Here is a 16,975-nt window from a genome sequence, read left to right as displayed (position 1 = left end):
GGCGGTTAGAACCGCCCTGAACACTCACGAGGTCAGGCGCAGGTGAGCTTCGCGTCCGCCCAGTCGCCGTGGTCGGAGTCCTTGTCGTCGCCGCCGTCGGTGACCTGCAGGGTCAGGCGCCGGACGCCGGTGACGTCGGCCGTCAACGGGTGGGCGCCGTCGGCCGGGCGCAGCACCGGCGTCTCGGCCAGTGGCTCGCCGTCGTCGCCGAGGACGCGGAACGCGACCGAAGCGGGCGCCTTCACCTCGTCGTCGACGCCGGTGACCGCCGAGAACGCCGTGCACGCGCCGCCGAGCCACACCGTCACGGAGCTGGGCGCGTTCGTGCCGAGGCCGTGCGCGTAGACCGTGCCGCCGATGGTCAGCGGGTGGCCGTCGCCCTCGGCGGTGTCGCCGTTGGACTGGTCGCGCTCCACCGGGCCCCAGCCGTTCGACGACGCCAGGAACGGCAGCGCGCTGACCTGCGTGGTCCCGGTCGGCACCGGCGGCGGGACGAACACGCTGGTCGCGCCCTCGACGTGGACGGCCTGGCCGCGGAAGCGGTAGGTGGCCGCGACCGGCAGATCGGTCGTGCCCGGCGCGGCCGCGGCGGTCGCCGTGAACCGCCAGGTGCCCGACACGGGCTGTCCGGCGAACAGCACCGGCCGGAAGACCGGGCGCCCGGTCACCGTCCAGCCCGCCGGGGCGACGGGCCCGAGTTCGACGTCGAGCAGCGGTGCTCCGGCCGGCAGCCGGAAGGTGGCCTCGACCTCGACGGTCGTGCCGGGGTGCGCCTCCGCCGTCGCCGGGGTGACGCTCAGGCTGGTCGCCGGCACCTGCCGGATCTCCGCGTCGCAGGTCGTGCGGCCCGGCCACGCGGGGCAGAGGACCGTGACGAACCCGCCGTTCTTCGCGACCGGCACGCTCAGCCGGCCGCCCGCGGTGACCGCCGACTTCTCGCGCAGCAGGCCGGCCGGGCCGTCGCGCAGGGTGTCGGCGAGCCAGCGCCCGTGGCCGAGGAAGTCCAGCGGCGCGTCGACGGTCTTGGCCGGGCCCGCCGCGATGCCGCCGACGAACCAACGGTCGCCGGAGCGCTTGGCGAACACCGCCTCCTGCCCGGGGCGGCCGGACAGCAGCCGCGTCTCGTCCCACACCGTCGGCAGCTGGTCGAGCGTGTGCAGGGCTTCGGGGCGGGCCTCGTAGTTCTCCGGCTTGTCCGCGCCGTGCTGCCAGCCGGACTCGTAGACGAAGAACGTCGCCACCTCGTGCGCGTCGGTGGTGTCCCGGTCGGCCACGACGAACGCCGTCGGCGTGTAGTCCATGCTGCCGACGACGTTGCGGGTGAAGGGGGAACATCGTGTTGGTCGACGCCCGCGTCTTGAACTGCTCGGCGCCGCGCACGGCCTCGAAGCTCATCACGTGCGGCCAGGTCCGCTGCAGGCCGCGGGGGATGGTCGCGCCGTGGAAGTTGATCATCAGCCGCTGCTGTGCGGTCGCCGCCGCGATGTCGTCGTAGAACCGGAACCGCGCCTGGGTGTCGGAGTCCATGAAGTCGACCTTGATCCCGGCCGCGCCCCACGACTTGACCAGCGGGAGCCACTTCGCGCGCTCGGCCGCCGTGTCGAGGGTGGTCCAGCGGAACCACAGGATCACCTCGACGCCGCGGGCCCGCGCGTACCGCACGACGTCCGGGACCCAGGACGCGTCCCAGCCCTCGTCGATGAGCAGGTACGGCCAGCCGTTGCGGGCCGCGAAGTCCGCGTACTGCTTCTGCCGCACGGGATCGCTCGGACTGTCGTGTTCGGACAGCCACGACCACGCCACCTTGCCGGGCCGGATCCAGGAGGTATCGGCGAGCTTCGACGGCGGCGCGAGGTCGTCGACCAACGTGGACGCGGTGACCGTCGCGAGGTCGCCGGTGATCGCGACCCGCCACGGCGTCGCGAACGGCCCGGTGGCGGTGATCGAGGCGTCGGCCAGCTTGATCGTGTAGTCCGCGCTGCCCGCCGCGTGCGTCAGCCGGGCACCGGAATACCGACCGTCCACATCGGACTCGGTGAGCAGCGTGTAGCTCCCGTCGCCGGTGTCGAACAGCGACGGAAAGCCGTAGTCGCCCGCCTTCGCGCTGCTCGCGGTGGTTTCGACGCGGACGTTCTCGTAGTTGGGGGAGTAGGGCAGCAGCCAGGCGGGCGCGGCCGCGGGCAGGGTGAACGCCGACGCCTCGCCGGTGATCGTCACCGGCCCGGCGCCGGGCAGCACGTACCGGTAGGCGACGCCGTCGGCGGCCGCGCGCACGACGACGTCGAGCCGGGTTTCGCCCGCGCCGGTGAAGGACAACGTCGTCTCCGCCGCCCGTGCGTGGCGGCGCAGCTGCTTGCCGGTCGTCATCGTGTAGCGCTCGTCGACGATCCGGTCGGTGCGGCGCAGGAACCGCAGGTCGCGGGTCAGGTCGGCGGTCTTCGTCCGGACGCCCAGCGGCGCGGGCGCCAGCACCGCGGTGGCGCCCCGGGTGGCCGAGAAGGTCAGCCCGCCGTCGCCGGTGCGGGCGACCGCGGCGGTCACCGCACCGGTCAGGCTGACCGTCCAGCGGTCGGCGGCGTCGGCGGGCATCGTGGTGACCAGGGTAGCCGTCACGGCCAGGACCAGGCCCGCGGCGGCGCGCCTCATCGCCCGGCCCCGGCCAGCTGCTCGTTGAGGTAGAGGAACGCGCCGAGGCCGTGGAAGTCGTTGGTGGCGCGCGGCCGGTCGAGGTAGTAGCGGCCGTTGCCGACGTTGGTCCCGACGCTGATGTCCGTGATGGCGGTGGTCCCGTCGGCGGCCTGGGAGACCTTCGCGAGCACACCGGCGTACCCGCGGGCGATCACCGGCCGGTACTCCGGGCCGACGTACCCGCGCTGCACCGCGCGGGACAGCGTGTAGGTGTACAGGCTGGAGCACGACGTCTCGGTCCAGTTGTCGGCGGCGGTGGGCTTGACCGTCAGCTGGAACCACCGGCCGGTCGCCGGGTCCTGCCAGCGGCGGAAGCCCTGGGCGAGGTACCGGACGATGCCGACGAGGGCGCCGCGCTGCGGGGCCGCCGCGGGCAGCGCGTCGAGGACGTCAACTGTGGCCGCGCCGAACCAGCCGACCGCGCGGCACCACACGTCCGGGGACAACCCGGTCACCGGATCGGCCCAGCTCTGCTTCCGGCGCTCGTCGTACGCGTGGTACAGCAATCCGCTCGGGTGCCGCAGATGAGTGAAATAGGTGACGAGTTGTCCGGCCGATTCGGTGGTGCTCGCGGCGTCGCCGACGGCCTTTCCGTACCGGGCCAGGAATGGGTCGAGCATGAATGCGCCGTCGGCCCACAGCTGCCCGGTCAATCCCGTGTTGTGAATGAATCCGCCGTCGGTGGTCCGCGGGTACGTCGCCAGCCGGTCGTGGATCCGCCGCGCGGCCAGCGAGTAGCGCGCGTCGCCCGTTTCGGTGGCCAGCACGAGGAAGACGTTGCCCGCCAGCATGCTGTCCAGGTCGTTGTACGGGTTGCCGGTGCCGCCGTCCGGTCGCACCTTCGCCGCACCCCAGGTTTCGAGGTAGGTCAGGTACCGGACGTCGTGCGTGCGCTGGTAAACGCGGTACAGGCCCAGCAGGAACAGGGCGTCGGTGTAGCCGAGCCCCAGCGACGCGGCGGGGTGCGCGGCGATCGTGGAATCGGCGACGGCGCGCGACCAGTCGGGTGGCGCGGCTTCGGCGGGTCGCCCGAGCAGGGTCAGTCCGAGAACGGCGGCGAGGACGACGCGAAGTGTTTTCCGGAACGCCAAAGAACCCAGCCCCTTTGCTGCGCGGAAAGAGCGGCGGCGGTGTCGGTCATCGATCTTGCGCGACCGTTCCGGAGCCGGTCAACCGCCCGCGGGGGGAAATGGCCGGACAACGCGGGACTAATAATATCGTCAGGCGTCCAGGTAGCCGCGGAAATGCTCGGCGACGACGTCGGTGACGCCGGCGGGACCGAGCCGTCCGTCGATCTCGATGACCCGGATGCCCAGCTCCCGCGCGGACCGCACGGCCTGCGCGGCGAGCATCCGGTCCCGCGTCAGCACACTGCGCTGCTCCGGGATCGCGGGCTCCTCCGGCCGGTGCCGCAGCTGGTGCTGGCGGAACAGCTCGGTCGGCACGAGCACGACCATCCGGCCCGGCGAATCCACCAGCGGCGCGACCAGCTCCGGGCGCAGCCCCCAGCCCTCGGCGACGATCGGCCGCGGCGACGTCAGCACCCGCAGATCGGCCAGCGCGCAGTCGAACCCGTGCCGCACCTCGGTCATCAGCTGCTCGCCGGCGGAGACGTCGCCGCCCGGGGCGGGCCGGGTCCGGTGGTCGTGGTGGTAGGTCGTCAGGCCGTGCCGCTCGGCGAGCAGCCGGGCGACGGTGGACTTCCCGGTCCACGGGGCGCCGCCGATCCACAGCGCCTTCCGCAGCGTGCCGAAGGGATCCCAGGTCATCAGACGACTATCGCGGGCCCGGCGGGCCGATGGCCAGTGTTCCGGCGCCGGTTGATCCGTTCAGCGCAGAGTGACGCGGCCCGCACGCACGCGCCGGCGTCACTCGCTTTCGTCGTCCACGACGAGCACGGTGGCGCCGTCCGGCTCGCGGGCGGGGCCGAGCCGGAACCGGAACTGCGAGCCGGGCCGGATCGCGGCGATCACCTGGGTGTCGGCCGTGTCGAAGAAGATGATCGAGTGCTCGGCGGTGATCGGCTCCTGCCGCAGCACCACCGGCAGCCGGTCGGACGACTGGTCCGGCCGCGGCAGCGGGACGACCACGGGGATCGGGAGCGTGCCGCTGACCGAGCCGGACCCGTCGTCGTAGTCGTAGTCGTCGGGCTCGGGCCAGCGCGGCTCGAACCGCTCGACCGGTTCGAACGACTCGCGAGGCTCGGCCGGCTCGAACGGCACCGGCGGGACGACCCGCGGCCGCCGTCGCCACCAGAGCCCGGCGATCAGCCCGGTGAGCAGGCCGCCGGTGCCGCTGACCGCGGACGCGAGCCCGGCCCCCAGCCCCGGTTCGGCCGGCTGGGATGCCGCCGCCCGGGCGGGCGGGGCGGCCACCGGGGTGGCCGGGAGCGGCCCGAACTTCACCGCGGGGTCGCGGGCGTCGTCGGGCAGCTGGAGGACCTGGCCCGGCTCGATCGCCGTGGGGTCGTCGAACGGCGTGCCGTCCGGGCGTGGCCGGCCCCGGTTGAGCGTGAAGATCTCCTGGAACCGGTTCCCGTCGCCCAGCGCCTGTTCGGCGATCTTGAACAACGTGATGTCGTCGGGGTTTGCGGCGTGGGGGACGACGAAGTACTTCACCGACGGCGGGGGCGGCGGCGCGGACTGGGCCAGCGCGGGCCCACCGGCCAGCACGGCGAACAGGGCACTGGCACAGGCGGCCTGGCCGGTGCGCCCGAGGACGCGGCGCACCGCGGGAACCCGGTTTTCGGCCATCGTCGCCCACCCTCTCCCCGGTGGCACAAACGGCCCCGGTGTTCCCCTCTACACGGGGCGGGTGGGGGCGTGGTTCAGATTTCGTCCCAGGGCACGGTTTCGTAGGCCTCGGCGAGGAGCCGCACGGCGCGGTCCGCGGACGGCAGTACGAAGTCGTCGACGGAGGTGACCGGACGGCCCGGGGTCTCGGAGTTGGTGACGAACATCGCGTCGAACCCGGGCAGGTCGGCGGGCCGGACCTCGCGCGTCTCCTGCGGGACGCCGAGGCGTGCCAGCGCTTCCCGCTGCACGAGCATCGTGATCCCCGGCAGCACGGCCGCGTCCGGCCAGACGACCGTGTCGCCGGCCAGGAAGCCCGCGTTCCAGATGGACGCCTCGCTGATCCGGCCCTGGTGGTCGACGAACAGCGCGTCGTCGTAGCCCGCCAGCTCGGCTTGGCGGGCGTGGTGGATCAGGCCGAAGGTGCCGAGGTGCTTGACCTGCGGCAGGTCCCGCTCGTACCGGACCGTCCCCAGGCGCAGCGGCGCCGGGTCGACCGGGTGCGGTGGCAGCGTCCGGACCAGGATCTCCGGCTTCAGCGGCTCGTCGAAGGACCGCGTGAGCACCATGACCCGCACGGACAGCGCCGCTTCGTCCGCGATCGCCCGCCGGACGTAGGAGCGCACCAGGTCCGTGTCGAGCTCCGCGCCGAACAGCAGGCGGGTGCTCGAGGTCAGCCGGTCCAGGTGGTGGGAAAGACCGCGGACCCGCCCGTCCCGGACCTGCATCGCGGTGAAGTGACCGTAGGAGGTCATCCCCGCGACGAAGGCGCCCGGGCCGAGCGGGTCCCCGTTCAGCTCGATGCGGTGCGGCACTACTGGACGGTGACGCCCGTGAACTTCACCTGCTTGGTCGGCGCACCCGTGCCGTCCTGCGGGTTCGGGTTCGCGATGCCGGCCTTGGCCACCGCGTCCAGCACCTTCAGGCCGTCGTCGCTGATGCTGCCGAACACCGAGTAGTCGGCCGGCAGGCTCTCGGCGTCGCCGTAGACCATGAAGAACTGGCTGCCGCCGGAGTTCGGGGCCTGCGTCTTCGCCATCGCGAGGATGCCGCGGCCGTACTTGATCTCCGGGAACGCCTCGTCCGGCATCGTGTAGCCCGGGCCACCCTGACCGTCGTTCGTCGGGTCGCCGGTGGCCGAGGGGTCACCGCACTGCAGCATCTGCAGGCCCTCGGTGCCGAGCCGGTGGCACATGGTGTCGTTGTAGAAGTTCTGCTTCGCGAGGCTGATGAAGCTCTGCACCGCGCAGGGCGCGAGCGCCCGGTCGAGCGTCAGCGGGATGTCGCCCGCCGTGCTCTTCAGCGTCACGTTCACCGTGCCGGTCGACGGGACGTTCTTGCCGTCGGGCGGGTTCACCTTCTTCGGCGTCTTGCCCGTCGTGTCCGCTTTGAAGTCGCACGTCGTCGGGTTCGGCAGCGCCGTCGTCCGCTTCGGTGTCGCCGCGCGCTGCGTCGGGATCTGGACTTCGGTCGGCGGCGGGGCGGCCGAGGACGACGCGGCCGGATCGGCGGTGCTGTCACCGCCGTTGGCGCTCACGATCCACACCACCACGCCCGCGACGACGAGAACAGCTACGCCGACGACACCAGCGCCGATTCTCCTGCGTCGCTTCTGCTGCTCCAATCGGCGCTCGAGTTGCCTCTCGAGCTTGCGCTTCGCAGCTTCGCGGCGCTGCTGGTTGGTCGCCACCCCGTACCCTCCCAGGTTTCCGCTCGTGTCACACGTCTGAGGTAGCGGCAGTGTATGGGCACAGCCTGTGAGGACCATGTACAGGGCCCGCTAGTCTCAACCTGATCGTGATCGGCGCCATCCGGCGCGGATGTCCGGGAGGCGTTCGGTGCTCGTCGTCGGCTTCGGCAGCGGCCCGCTGCAGGCCAACTGCTACCTGCTGGCGGAGGCCGCCGGCGGGCCGTGTCTGGTCGTGGACCCGGGGCAGGAGGTGGCCGCGCCGCTGGCCGCCGCGCTCGCCGGGCACCGGCTGGTCCCCGCGGCGCTCGTCGCCACCCACGGCCACCCCGACCACGTGGCGTCGGCCGCGTCGCTCTCGGCCGCCCACGGCGTCCCGCTGCACCTGCACCCCGCCGACGCCCCGCTCTACGACGGCGAGAGCGTGCCGCTGGAGGCGGGCACCCACCGCCTCGCCGGGCTCGACGTCGACGTCCGGCCCGCGCCGGGGCACACGCCGGGTTCGGTCGTCCTCGCCCTGGAGACGGCGGAGGGCGGCCGGCTCGCCTTGACCGGCGACACGCTGTTCGCCGGATCGGTCGGCCGCGGGGACGTCGAGGCGTCGCTGCGGGACCTGCTGGCGGGCTTCCCGGACGACACGGTGGTGCTGCCGGGCCACGGCCCGGCGACGACGATCGGTCGGGAACGCGCGGGCAACCCGTTCCTCGCCGGGACGGGGGCGTGAGCATGGCGGAAGAGACGCCGGAACGGCTGCCGCTGTTCGAGGAGGACGCGCGCGGGCGCCGTCGCCGCGGGATTTCCGGGCTGATCGGCGTGGTGATCGTCGCCGCCGCGTTCGGCGGGGTCGCCGGGCTGATCGGCGGCACGGTGATCGGCCTGGTCGTCGCCCTCGTGATCGCCCTGCCGCTGGCCTACGTGATGGCGGTCAGCATCCGGCGCCGCGTCTGGCTCGAGGGCTCGACGCTGATCGTGCGCACGTGGGGGCTGCGGCGCGTCGACCTCGTCACCGCCACTCGCCTCGACCTCGTGATCGGCGACGTCCGCGGCACCCGCACGGTCAGCCTGCTGGTCAACGCGGGCAACCGGCGGCAGGTGGCGAAGGTCGACCTCGCGGTGTTCTCCGGCACGGGCGGGCGCGAGCTGGGCGTGCTGCAGCTGCGGAAGCTGGCCAACGCGCTGATGAACAACACCGAGGCGAACGGCCTCGTCTTCGGGGAGCTGCTGGTCTCCGAGCTGAAGGCCGAGGCCCGCGGCGGCGGCGTCGCGGACCGCCCGCTCTACCGGCTGGCGTCGGTGGCGCCGTCGGGCAAGTACGTGCAGCGGTTCACGATGGAGGCCGTCAGCCGGTTCGTGGCGACTCTCGACTGACGTCGCTGTCCGGCTCACGGAGCTGTTCGAGCTGGTAGACGAGCTCCGGGACCTCCTGTGCGATGTACGCGGTGAGGCGTTCGACCTGGTGCAGCGTCGCCCGGACGTCGTCGAGGGCGGTGGCGATGCGCGGGATCGACTCGACGGCCTGGACGGTGGCCGTGACCAGCCGCAGCACGCCGCGCACGAGCTGGCGGGGGCAGGCGAGCACGGACATGGCGTCTCCCGGGTCGGGTACCGCCTTCCTACCGCGTGCGGGCGCCGCTGTCGCGGCGGGGGCCCGCCGGTGTTACGGGTGGGACGGAACGGCTTTCGTGGTGCTGCTGAGGTACGTCGCGGGCTCGCGGGAAGCGATCAGCGCGGCGAGGACCGTCGTCACCGGGACGGCCGCCACGATGCCGACGCTGCCCGCGAGGGTGCGGATGATCTCCTGGGCGATCTCCTCGCTGCCGAGCAGCGCGCCCAGCCCGACCCCGGAGATCGACGAGTACAGCAGCACCGGCAGCGCGGCGCCGGCGTAGGCCATGACCAGGGTGTTGACCGCCGAGCCGACGTGGTCGCGGCCGATCCGCAGGCCCGAGCTGTACAGCTCCCGCCAGCTCAGGTCGGGGTTGGCGCGGCGCAGTTCCCAGACGGCGCTGGTCTGGGTGACGGTGACGTCGTCGAGCACGCCGAGGGCGCCGATCACGACGCCGGCGAGCAGCAGCCCGCGCGCGTCGATGCCGTGGCCGAGCGAGCCGATGAGCGTCGAGGTGCTGTCGTCGAGCCCGGTCAGCGACGCCGCGGCCGAGAAGATCGCCGAGAGCACACCGATCAGCGCGAGGCTGACGAGCGTGCCGAGCACGGCGGCGGACGTTCTCGCCGTCAGCCCGTGGGTCAGGTACAGCGCGATGAACATGATCGCGCCCGCGCCGACGATCGCCACCAGCAGCGGGTTTTCACCCGAAAGGACGGCCGGAAGGATGAACAGCGCGATCACCGCGAAGGACAGGCCGAGCGCGACGAGCGCGGCGAGGCCCTGCCAGCGGCCGAGCACCAGGACGGCGACGGCGAACAGCGCGGCCAGCACGAGCAGCGGGGTGCCGCGCTGGAAGTCGACCAGCTGGAAGCTCGACGGGTCGGCCGCGTTCCCGCCGTTGTAGGCGAGCACGACCGCGTCACCCGCGGCGAACCGCGGGGTGCTGGGCTCGATCGGCACGGTCAGCTGCAACGGTTTCCCGGTGGCCGGCCCGTCGGTCATGGTGAGCGCGACGGTCAGGCACGGCTTCGCGTTCGGGTCGCTCTGGTCGCCGACCTGGACCTGACCCTGAGCGAGGCACGGCCCGGTGGCGGTGGTGGTGATGGACGCTTTCACCGGCGTGCCCTGCGGAACGACACTCGTCGGCGACGGCTTGCCCCACGGGTACAGCACGAGCATCCCGACCACGGTGGCGAGCGCCAGGGGAGCGAGCATCCAGATCAGCAGCAGCCGGACCCGCCGCGACGCCGGGGCGGCGGGCCCGTGGCCGTGCCCATGACCATGACCATGGCCGTGCCCGGCGTCGGGTTCGGATTTCGGTGCTGCGGCACGACTTGCGGGGCGTGCACGCCCATCGGCGACCCGCTGGGGCCCGGTGTCGCCACGCTTGGCGGCTCGTTGGGGCCCGGTATCACCCCGTTTCGCCGTTCGCTCGGGTCCGGTGTCGTCACGGTTTCCGGGGACTCGCTGCGGCCCGGTGTCGCCACGCTGAGCCGCTCGCTGGGGCCCCGTGTCGCCTCGTTTCGCCGCTCCCCGCGAGGAGTCGGCGTCGGCGGGAGCCGCCGGAACCCGCTGGGCTCCCGTGTCGGCCGGCCTGCGGGGGATTCGCTGGGCGCCGGTGTCCGTCGGCTTCCCGGGAATCCGCTGGGCGCCGCTGTCGGTCAGGTTCCCGGAGGTTCGCTGAGACCCGGTGTCGGCAGGCTTTCGTGGCACCCGCTGGGTTCCCGTGTCGGTCGGCTTCCCGGGGACCCGCTGCGCTCCGGTGTCGGTGCGTCGGCGCGGGGCCGCGGGCGTTCCGTCCGGTGGCGTCCGGCGGGCCGGTTTCCGGGGCGTGCCCGGCGTTCCGGAGGTCCCGCGGGCCGGGGAAACGGGCACCTCGTCGGTGACCCGGCGAATCGGGCCGGTTTCGTCGTCGAGGTCGGGGCGGTCCACTCGCACATCCTGACAGCGGGAGCCCCCGGCCCACGCAACGGGCCGCCGACGGCCCGGTTCGTCCGGATCCGCCGTGTCGACCCCTCAATCACGCGTGTCGACCTGCTGATCACGCGTGTCGACCCTTCGATCACGACCGCCGACCGCCCCGGCCCACGCGATCCGGAGCCGACTCGCGTGATCAGAGAGCCGACACACGTGATTGGAGAGCCGACTCGCGTGATTGAAGGGTCGACACACGTACACAGGTGCACGACTCGCGTGCCCGGAGGGTCGACTCACGTACATGGGGGGTCGGCTTGCGTGTCTGGAGGGTCGGCTGGCGTGTCTGGGGGGGTCGGCTCGGCGTTAGCTGTAAGCCTGGCGGACGTGGACCCGGCGGTAGGCCGACGGTGGGGTGTCGAAGTGGTCCAGGAAGGCCTGGCGCAGGGTTTCCGTCGAGCCGAAGCCGCAGCGGCGGGCGATCGTGGCCAGCGGGAGGTCCGTGCCCGACAGCAGGCGCGCGGCGTGCTCGGTGCGGATGGTGCGAACGTAACGGCCGGGCGTGGAGCCCAGGTGGGCGTCGAAGAGGCGGGTCAGCTGGCGGGTGCTGATCCCGGCGCGGGCGGCCAGCGCGGGGGTGCCGAGGTCGTCGTCGAGGTGCTCGGCGATGTACGCCGTGAGGTCGCGGACCTCGCGGTGCTCCGGCGGCGGCCCGGCCAGGAACAGGCTCACCTGCGCCTGGTTGCCCGGCCGCTGCAGGTACGTCACCAGCGCGCGGGCGGCTTCGCGGGCCAGCGTCGGGCCGTGGTCGGCCTCCACCAGCGACAGTGTCAGGTCCAGCCCGCTGGTGACGCCGGCCGCGGTGTAGACGTTGCCGTGGCGGACGTACAGCGGCACCGGGTCGACCGTCACGCTCGGGTAGTCCGCGGCCAACTTCGCGGCGTACCGCCAGTGCGTCGTCGCGCGCCGGCCGTTGAGCAGCCCGGCCGCGGCGAGCACCTCGGCGCCGGTGCACACCGACGCGACGCGGCGGCTCGTCCGGGCGAGCCGGCGGATGTGGGCGAGGACGCGCTCGTCGGCCGCGGCGGCCGTGCTGCCCCAGCCGCCGGCGACGACCAGGGTGTCCAGGTCCGCGGCGACCTGGTCGAGCCGCAGGTGCGGCTGCAGGATCAGGCCGGAGGCGGTGTGGATCGCCTGGCCGTCGAGGTTGGCCAGGCGGATTTCGTACGGCGGCCGGGCGCCGAGCCGGTTGGCGGCGTCGAACACATCGGCGGGGCAGGCGATGTCCAGCAGTTCGGCGTCGGGAAAACCGACGATCACGACCCGTCTGGGTGACCCTGGCATGGTCGGACGCTAGCACCCCGGCTGGCGCTCGGACGCGGTTCGCAGGATTCCGGACATCACGACTCCGCCGCCGCGGTGTCCCCGCCAAGGTGGGGGACATGACCGATGAGCAGAAGACCCTCGCTTTCGTCGTCTACCCCGGGCTGACGCCGCTCGACCTGGTGGGCCCGCTGCAGGTGCTGAGCGCGCTGGCCCAGATCGACCCCACCTACCGGACGGTGGCCGTCGGCGCCACCACGGACCTCGTCCCGACGGACACCCCGCTGCGGATCGCGCCGAGCCACACGTTCGACGAGGTGCCCGCGCCGTTCGCGGTGCTGGTGCCCGGCGGCGGCGTGCCGACGATTCACGCGATGGCCGACGAGCAGCTGCTGGCCTGGTTGCGCACCGCGGCCGCCGGAGCGGAGCTGATGACGTCGGTCTGCACCGGCTCGCTCGTCCTCGGCGCGGCCGGGCTGCTGGAGGGGAAGCAGGCGACGACGCACTGGATGTTCCGCGACCTGCTGCCCGGCCTGGGCGCGACGCCGGTCGCGCGGCGGTGGGTCGAGGACGGTGACGTGATCACCGCGGCGGGCGTGTCGGCCGGCATCGACCTCGCCCTGCACCTGGTCGAACGGCTGGCCGGGCGCGAGGTCGCGAAGACCGTCCAGTTCGGCATCGAGTACGACCCGGAGCCGCCGCAGGGGGCCCTGGACTGGGACAACCCGCCTTACGGCGACCTGAAGCCGCTTCGCGAGCTCACGCTGCGCGAAGGCCTCGCCGAGCACCCGAAGCTCCTGGAAAGGCTGCTCGCGCACGCCTGAGGCGAACGGCGTCGGCCATCCGGGTGAGTGGTCTTCCCGGATGGCCCCGGACGGCTAGGGTCAGCTCGCTCGATCAGGTGATCTCGCGGGTGGGGTGTTAAGCCGTGCGGTTCCAGGTCCTCGGCCCTCTGACGGCCGCCGTCCCGCTGCCTTCGGCGGCCCAGCCCCGGCGGCTGCTCGCCGTGCTCCTCGCGCGGGCCGGCCAGTACGTCGGCCGCGACACGCTGGTCGACGAGCTGTGGCCGGACGGCGCGCCGTCGAGCGCCGCGGCGATCGTCCAGGTCACCGTGTCCAAGCTGCGCAAGACGCTCTCACCCGGCCTCGGCGCCGCCGAGGCCGGGCAGCGCCTGCGCTCGGGCCCGCGCGGCTACGCGCTGGTCGTCGAGCCCGGCGAGCTGGACGCCGACGACTTCCTGACGCTGCTGTCCGCCGGCGCGGACGACCGCGCGCAGCGCCGCCGCGCGCTCGAACGGGCGCTGGCGTGCTGGCGGGGTGACGCCTTCGCCGACGTCGCCGGCGGGCCGCTGCTGGAGGCCCACAAGCTGTGGCTGGAGGACCGGCGCTCGGCGGCCCTGCTGCAGCTGGTCGAGCTGGAGCTCGCCGACGGCGACGGCGGGGCCGTGGTCGAACGCCTGGATCCGGTCGTCGCGGCCCGGCCCGCAGACGAACGCTTCGCCGGGCGGCTCGCGGACGCGCTCGGCGCTGTCGGCCGCCGCGAGTCGGCCCTGGAGGTGCTCCGGCGGACGCGCCGCGCGCTCTGGGAAGAGGCCGGTGTCTGGCCGAGCGCGGACCTCGTCGACGTCTACCGCCGGATCGCCGGCACGGAGTGGACGACGCCGGGGCCGCCCGCGCAGCTGCCGCCCGCCGTGCCCGACTTCACCGGCCGGACCGCCGAACTCGCCGACGTCGCCCGGGCCCTGCGCGGGCCGGCCCCGGTGGTGCTGCACGGCGCGGCCGGCGCCGGGAAGTCCGCGCTCGCCGTCCAGGCCGCCTGGCGCGCCCGCCGCCGCTTCCCCGACGGGCAGCTGGTCGCCTCGCTCGGCGGCCCGGCCGACCCGGCGACCGTGCTGACCGGGTTCCTGCGCCTGCTCGGCGCGACGCCGGCGGAGCTGGCCGACCGGGCGGGCCTGCCCGGGCTGTGGCGGTGCTACACCGCCGATCGGCGGCTGCTGGTGCTGCTCGAGGACGCCGCGTCGGAGGCCCAGGTCCGGGCGCTGCTGCCGAGCGGGCCGGGCTGCGCCACCGTCGTGACGTCCCGCCGCGCGCTGCCCGGGTTGTGCGGCGCCCACGCGGTCCCGGTCATCGGACTGTCCACAACGGACGCCCGGACGCTGCTCGCGGCGATCGCGGGGGAGCCGCGACTGCACGGGGAACCCGAAGCGACACAACGGCTTCTCGGCCACTGCGCGGGCCTGGCGCTCGCCGTCCGGATCGCCGGGGCCAAGCTCGCCGGCCGGCCGCGGCAGCGCGTCGCGGAGTTCGCCGTGCGGCTGGCCGACGACCGCCGGCGCCTCGACGAGCTGGCCGTCGGGGACCTGAGCGTCCGGACGGCCGTGACGGCGGCCCTGCGGGAGCGGCCCGCGGCCGACCGGTACCTCCTGCGGCTGCTGAATTCCTTCGACGGTCCCGTCCCGGACTGGTGCGTGGCCGCGTTGCTGGACAAGCCGATCGGCGAGGCGCGCGACCGGCTCGACGCGCTGGCCGCCGGGCACCTGCTCGTCCCGGCCGGCGCCCGCTGGGCGGTGGCGCCGTTCGTCCGGCTCGTGCTGGCCGAGGGGACTCCGCCGGAGACCGACCAGGTCGCATTGCGCCGGGCGTGCGAGGTGACGCTGACGCTCGCCGAGCGGGCCCGCGGCCGGCCGGCACCCGGTGGGGCGAAGCCGGATCCGGCGACGGCGCGCCGCGTCGCGGCCGACCCGGCGGGCTGGGCGGCCGAGGAGTCCGGCCACATCGCCGCCGCCGTCCGGCTGGCCGGCGCGCACGGCTGGCACGAGCTGACCGGCGGGCTCGCCGACGCCTGCACCGACCTGGCGGCCACGCCGTGGCTCGACCACTCCGCCCGCGCCGTGTCGGTGCTCGGGCTGGCCGCGGCGCGGCGGCGCAAGGACCCGCACGCGGAGGCCGAAAAGCTCTTCACCCTGGGTTCCGTGCACTGGCAGCAGGGGCGGTGGCGGCAGGCGCGCACCTACTTCGTGATGGCCGAGAACCGTTTCCGGGTGCTCGACGACCCGAGCGGCACCGCCGCGGTGCTGGCCGCGCTCGCCGACGTCCACCTCGACAACGGCAACGCCCGGGCCGCGGAGACGGAGCTGCGGGAGGCCCTCGGCCTGCTGCGCGACTGCGGCGACCGCCGCGGTCAGGCGGCCGCGGCGGCGCAGCTTGGCTCGCTGGCCGAGGACGTCGGCGACGTCCGGGGCGCGGTCGAGAGCTTCGAGGTGAGCATGCTGCTCGCCCGCGAGTGCGATGACGGGCGCTGGCACGACCAGGCCGCGAAGCGCTACGCCGACGTCCTGCGCCGCCACGGCGGCAGCGACCAGGCGGCCGACCTGCTCACCGGCGCCCTCGGCGGCGCCGTCCGCACCCGCGAGCGGCACTGGGAGGCGCACGTCCTGCGCAGCCTGGGCGACCTGCACGCCGAGGCGGGGGAGCTGGCCGATGGCGAACGCTGCCTGACGCGCTCGCTGGACCTGTTCGAGCAGATCGGGCACCGCCACGCCGCCGCCTACACCCACCGCAGCCTGGCCGACGCCCGCCGCCGGGCCGGTGACGCCGCCGGCTCGCGACGGCACCTGCGGCTGGCGATGGGCGTGTTCCGCGAGCTGCGCGACCGCCGCGGCGCCGGCTACGCGCTGCTCAGCCTCGGCCGGACCCAGGCCGCCGACGACGCCGGGCCGCAGGCGGTCCGGCTGCTGCGGACCTCGGCCGACGTGTTCCGCGACCTCGGTTTCCCGTTGTGGGAGCTGCGCGCGCTGCACGAGCTCAACGCCGTCACCAGCACGTCACCGGAGCGGGAGCGAACTCGTGAAGTCTTGACGAAGATCAGGACCTGACCCGCCCGCGCCCGCCGCGCGTCCGCCCGCGTTTGGCGAAGTTATGGTCGGGACCTTTTGGCTGCCGCCGTCGGAACGACGTACCGAGGAGGCAAGTCATGTCGGGACAACGGATGCTCGTGCGGGCGGCGGTGGGGCTGACCGCTTCGGCCGCGGTGGTGTTCGCCACCATCGGAACCGCTTCGGCGGCGGTCGAGGTCACCAAGCTCAGCCAGTCGGCGGCCGCGTCACAGCTGTCCGCGGCCGGGGTGACCCACTCGTCCAGCGGCGGCTGCACCACCAGGTCGAACTCGACCTGCACGTCCTACGAGCAGATCAACCAGACCACCGTCACGGGCGTGATCACGCTGAAGCGCGCCAGCGGCTGCGCCGTCAACATCACCGGCGGCACCGAGGTCGGGCACGCGTCGGGCACCTACAGCCACTACAACGGCTACAAGGTGGACATCGCGCACAACAGCTGCCTCGACAGCTACGTCAAGAACACCTTCAGCTACGACGGCCTCCGCGGCGACGGCTACCCGCAGTGGAAGGCCGGCTCCGGCAACCTCTACTGCGACGAAGGCAACCACTGGGACGTCACGTACTACACCTGCGGCTGCTGAACTTCCCGGCCGGCGCCTGCCCGTGATGAGGGCTGCGGGCAGGTCCCGGCCGGGCACGATTACCGGGAGCGACACCCGGGTACCTCTCCGGAAGGAGGTGCCTGATGACGTCGCACCGCATCGCCCCCGCACCGGGCGTGGCCGCGGGAGTCGTGCTGCTGGCCGGGGTGTACCTGGTCCTGGCGCCGTGGCTCGCCCACTTCGGCGGGGCCGGGGTCCTGGCCTTGAGCAACACGGTCACCGGGCTGGTCCTGGTGGCCCTGGCGATCGCCCGCACGGCGACGCCGCGGGTGCGCCGGCTGACCTGGGTCGTCCCGGTGCTGGGCGCGTGGGCCGGGATCTCGCTCGTGGCGCTGCGGCCGACGTGGGTGACCTGGCCGTCGGCGGCCGCGATCGTCGGCAACGTCGTCGCCGCCGTGGTCGCGGTGCTGGCCGGAGTGGCGCTGACCCGGGCCTGAGCATGTTCCGAGTGGACGTCCTTGGCCC

The 16,975-nt window shown here is 73.8% G+C and carries 15 protein-coding genes and 1 pseudogene; 6 read left to right on the top strand and 10 right to left on the bottom strand.

Annotation, left to right across the window (positions count from 1 at the left end):
* Nucleotides 1-32: 32 nt before the first annotated feature.
* The 7 genes and pseudogenes from OG439_RS15340 to OG439_RS15310 form a co-directional block, all read right to left on the bottom strand.
* The gene (locus OG439_RS15340; protein ID WP_326950026.1) at nt 33-1,301 is read right to left on the bottom strand and encodes an NPCBM/NEW2 domain-containing protein; all 1,269 of its coding nucleotides are present in this window, start codon (nt 1,299-1,301) and stop codon (nt 33-35) included.
* Nucleotides 1,302-1,398: 97 nt separating this feature from the next.
* Nucleotides 1,399-2,589, bottom strand: a pseudogene (locus OG439_RS15335) (glycoside hydrolase family 97 N-terminal domain-containing protein); the annotation flags it as partial.
* 53 nt (nt 2,590-2,642) lie between these two features.
* Nucleotides 2,643-3,779, bottom strand: a complete 1,137-nt coding sequence (locus OG439_RS15330; RefSeq protein WP_326950025.1) for a glycoside hydrolase family 88/105 protein — start codon at nt 3,777-3,779, stop codon at nt 2,643-2,645.
* 129 nt (nt 3,780-3,908) lie between these two features.
* On the bottom strand, nt 3,909-4,457 hold the full coding sequence (locus OG439_RS15325) for a hypothetical protein (protein ID WP_247052249.1): 549 nt from the start codon (nt 4,455-4,457) through the stop codon (nt 3,909-3,911).
* Nucleotides 4,458-4,556: 99 nt separating this feature from the next.
* Nucleotides 4,557-5,441 (bottom strand): LysM peptidoglycan-binding domain-containing protein, encoded by an 885-nt coding sequence (locus tag OG439_RS15320; protein WP_326950024.1) that lies wholly within the window; start codon nt 5,439-5,441, stop codon nt 4,557-4,559.
* 74 nt (nt 5,442-5,515) lie between these two features.
* A complete protein-coding gene (locus tag OG439_RS15315) occupies nt 5,516-6,295 on the bottom strand; it encodes an aminotransferase class IV family protein (RefSeq protein WP_326950023.1) in 780 nt (259 codons plus the stop codon).
* Nucleotides 6,295-7,170 (bottom strand): peptidylprolyl isomerase, encoded by an 876-nt coding sequence (locus tag OG439_RS15310; protein ID WP_326950022.1) that lies wholly within the window; start codon nt 7,168-7,170, stop codon nt 6,295-6,297. The genes OG439_RS15315 and OG439_RS15310 overlap by 1 nt, the downstream gene beginning before the upstream one ends.
* Before the next feature lie 148 nt (nt 7,171-7,318).
* On the opposite strand from OG439_RS15310, the gene OG439_RS15305 reads away from it, so the two are divergent.
* Nucleotides 7,319-7,891, top strand: coding sequence for an MBL fold metallo-hydrolase (locus OG439_RS15305; protein WP_326951554.1), 573 nt, complete (start codon nt 7,319-7,321; stop codon nt 7,889-7,891).
* A gap of 2 nt (nt 7,892-7,893) precedes the next feature.
* Nucleotides 7,894-8,535, top strand: coding sequence for a hypothetical protein (locus OG439_RS15300; RefSeq protein WP_247064347.1), 642 nt, complete (start codon nt 7,894-7,896; stop codon nt 8,533-8,535).
* Here the strand turns inward: OG439_RS15300 and OG439_RS15295 are convergent.
* From OG439_RS15295 to OG439_RS15285, 3 genes are all read right to left on the bottom strand, one after another.
* Nucleotides 8,507-8,752 (bottom strand): hypothetical protein, encoded by a 246-nt coding sequence (locus tag OG439_RS15295; protein ID WP_326950021.1) that lies wholly within the window; start codon nt 8,750-8,752, stop codon nt 8,507-8,509. The two genes, OG439_RS15300 and OG439_RS15295, sit on opposite strands and share 29 nt — an antisense overlap.
* Nucleotides 8,753-8,824: 72 nt before the next feature.
* Complete coding sequence (locus tag OG439_RS15290; protein ID WP_326950020.1) at nt 8,825-9,988, bottom strand: YibE/F family protein; 1,164 nt, start codon at nt 9,986-9,988, stop codon at nt 8,825-8,827.
* A gap of 1,065 nt (nt 9,989-11,053) precedes the next feature.
* Nucleotides 11,054-12,031 carry a GlxA family transcriptional regulator gene (locus tag OG439_RS15285; RefSeq protein WP_326950019.1) on the bottom strand — a complete coding sequence of 326 codons (978 nt, stop codon included), beginning with the start codon at nt 12,029-12,031 and terminating at the stop codon, nt 11,054-11,056.
* Nucleotides 12,032-12,129: 98 nt separating this feature from the next.
* Here OG439_RS15285 and OG439_RS15280 point away from each other — a divergent pair, with 98 nt between their 5' ends.
* The 4 genes from OG439_RS15280 (at nt 12,130) to OG439_RS15265 (ending at nt 16,947) form a co-directional block, all read left to right on the top strand.
* The gene (locus tag OG439_RS15280; RefSeq protein ID WP_326950018.1) at nt 12,130-12,834 is read left to right on the top strand and encodes a DJ-1/PfpI family protein; all 705 of its coding nucleotides are present in this window, start codon (nt 12,130-12,132) and stop codon (nt 12,832-12,834) included.
* 104 nt (nt 12,835-12,938) lie between these two features.
* Nucleotides 12,939-15,884 carry an AfsR/SARP family transcriptional regulator gene (locus tag OG439_RS15275; protein ID WP_326950017.1) on the top strand — a complete coding sequence of 982 codons (2,946 nt, stop codon included), beginning with the start codon at nt 12,939-12,941 and terminating at the stop codon, nt 15,882-15,884.
* 98 nt (nt 15,885-15,982) lie between these two features.
* On the top strand, nt 15,983-16,489 hold the full coding sequence (locus OG439_RS15270) for a hypothetical protein (RefSeq protein ID WP_326950016.1): 507 nt from the start codon (nt 15,983-15,985) through the stop codon (nt 16,487-16,489).
* Nucleotides 16,490-16,593: 104 nt separating this feature from the next.
* On the top strand, nt 16,594-16,947 hold the full coding sequence (locus OG439_RS15265; protein WP_326950015.1) for an SPW repeat protein: 354 nt from the start codon (nt 16,594-16,596) through the stop codon (nt 16,945-16,947).
* Nucleotides 16,948-16,975: the final 28 nt, after the last annotated feature.

The organism is Amycolatopsis sp. NBC_01307, assembly GCF_035975215.1.
GTDB lineage: Bacteria > Actinomycetota > Actinomycetes > Mycobacteriales > Pseudonocardiaceae > Amycolatopsis.
This window is presented reverse-complemented; position numbering and strand designations above follow the sequence as displayed.

Excerpts from the sequence above, each read along its gene's own strand:
- OG439_RS15340 (WP_326950026.1), bottom strand. The coding sequence starts at position 1,301 with ATGGACTACACGCCGACGGCGTTCGTCGTGGCCGACCGGGACACCACC.
- OG439_RS15325 (WP_247052249.1), bottom strand. The coding sequence starts at position 4,457 with ATGACCTGGGATCCCTTCGGCACGCTGCGGAAGGCGCTGTGGATCGGC.
- OG439_RS15320 (WP_326950024.1), bottom strand. The coding sequence starts at position 5,441 with ATGGCCGAAAACCGGGTTCCCGCGGTGCGCCGCGTCCTCGGGCGCACC.
- OG439_RS15300 (WP_247064347.1), top strand. The coding sequence starts at position 7,894 with ATGGCGGAAGAGACGCCGGAACGGCTGCCGCTGTTCGAGGAGGACGCG.
- OG439_RS15295 (WP_326950021.1), bottom strand. The coding sequence starts at position 8,752 with ATGTCCGTGCTCGCCTGCCCCCGCCAGCTCGTGCGCGGCGTGCTGCGG.
- OG439_RS15290 (WP_326950020.1), bottom strand. The coding sequence starts at position 9,988 with ATGCTCGCTCCCCTGGCGCTCGCCACCGTGGTCGGGATGCTCGTGCTG.
- OG439_RS15285 (WP_326950019.1), bottom strand. The coding sequence starts at position 12,031 with ATGCCAGGGTCACCCAGACGGGTCGTGATCGTCGGTTTTCCCGACGCC.
- OG439_RS15280 (WP_326950018.1), top strand. The coding sequence starts at position 12,130 with ATGACCGATGAGCAGAAGACCCTCGCTTTCGTCGTCTACCCCGGGCTG.
- OG439_RS15270 (WP_326950016.1), top strand. The coding sequence starts at position 15,983 with ATGTCGGGACAACGGATGCTCGTGCGGGCGGCGGTGGGGCTGACCGCT.
- OG439_RS15265 (WP_326950015.1), top strand. The coding sequence starts at position 16,594 with ATGACGTCGCACCGCATCGCCCCCGCACCGGGCGTGGCCGCGGGAGTC.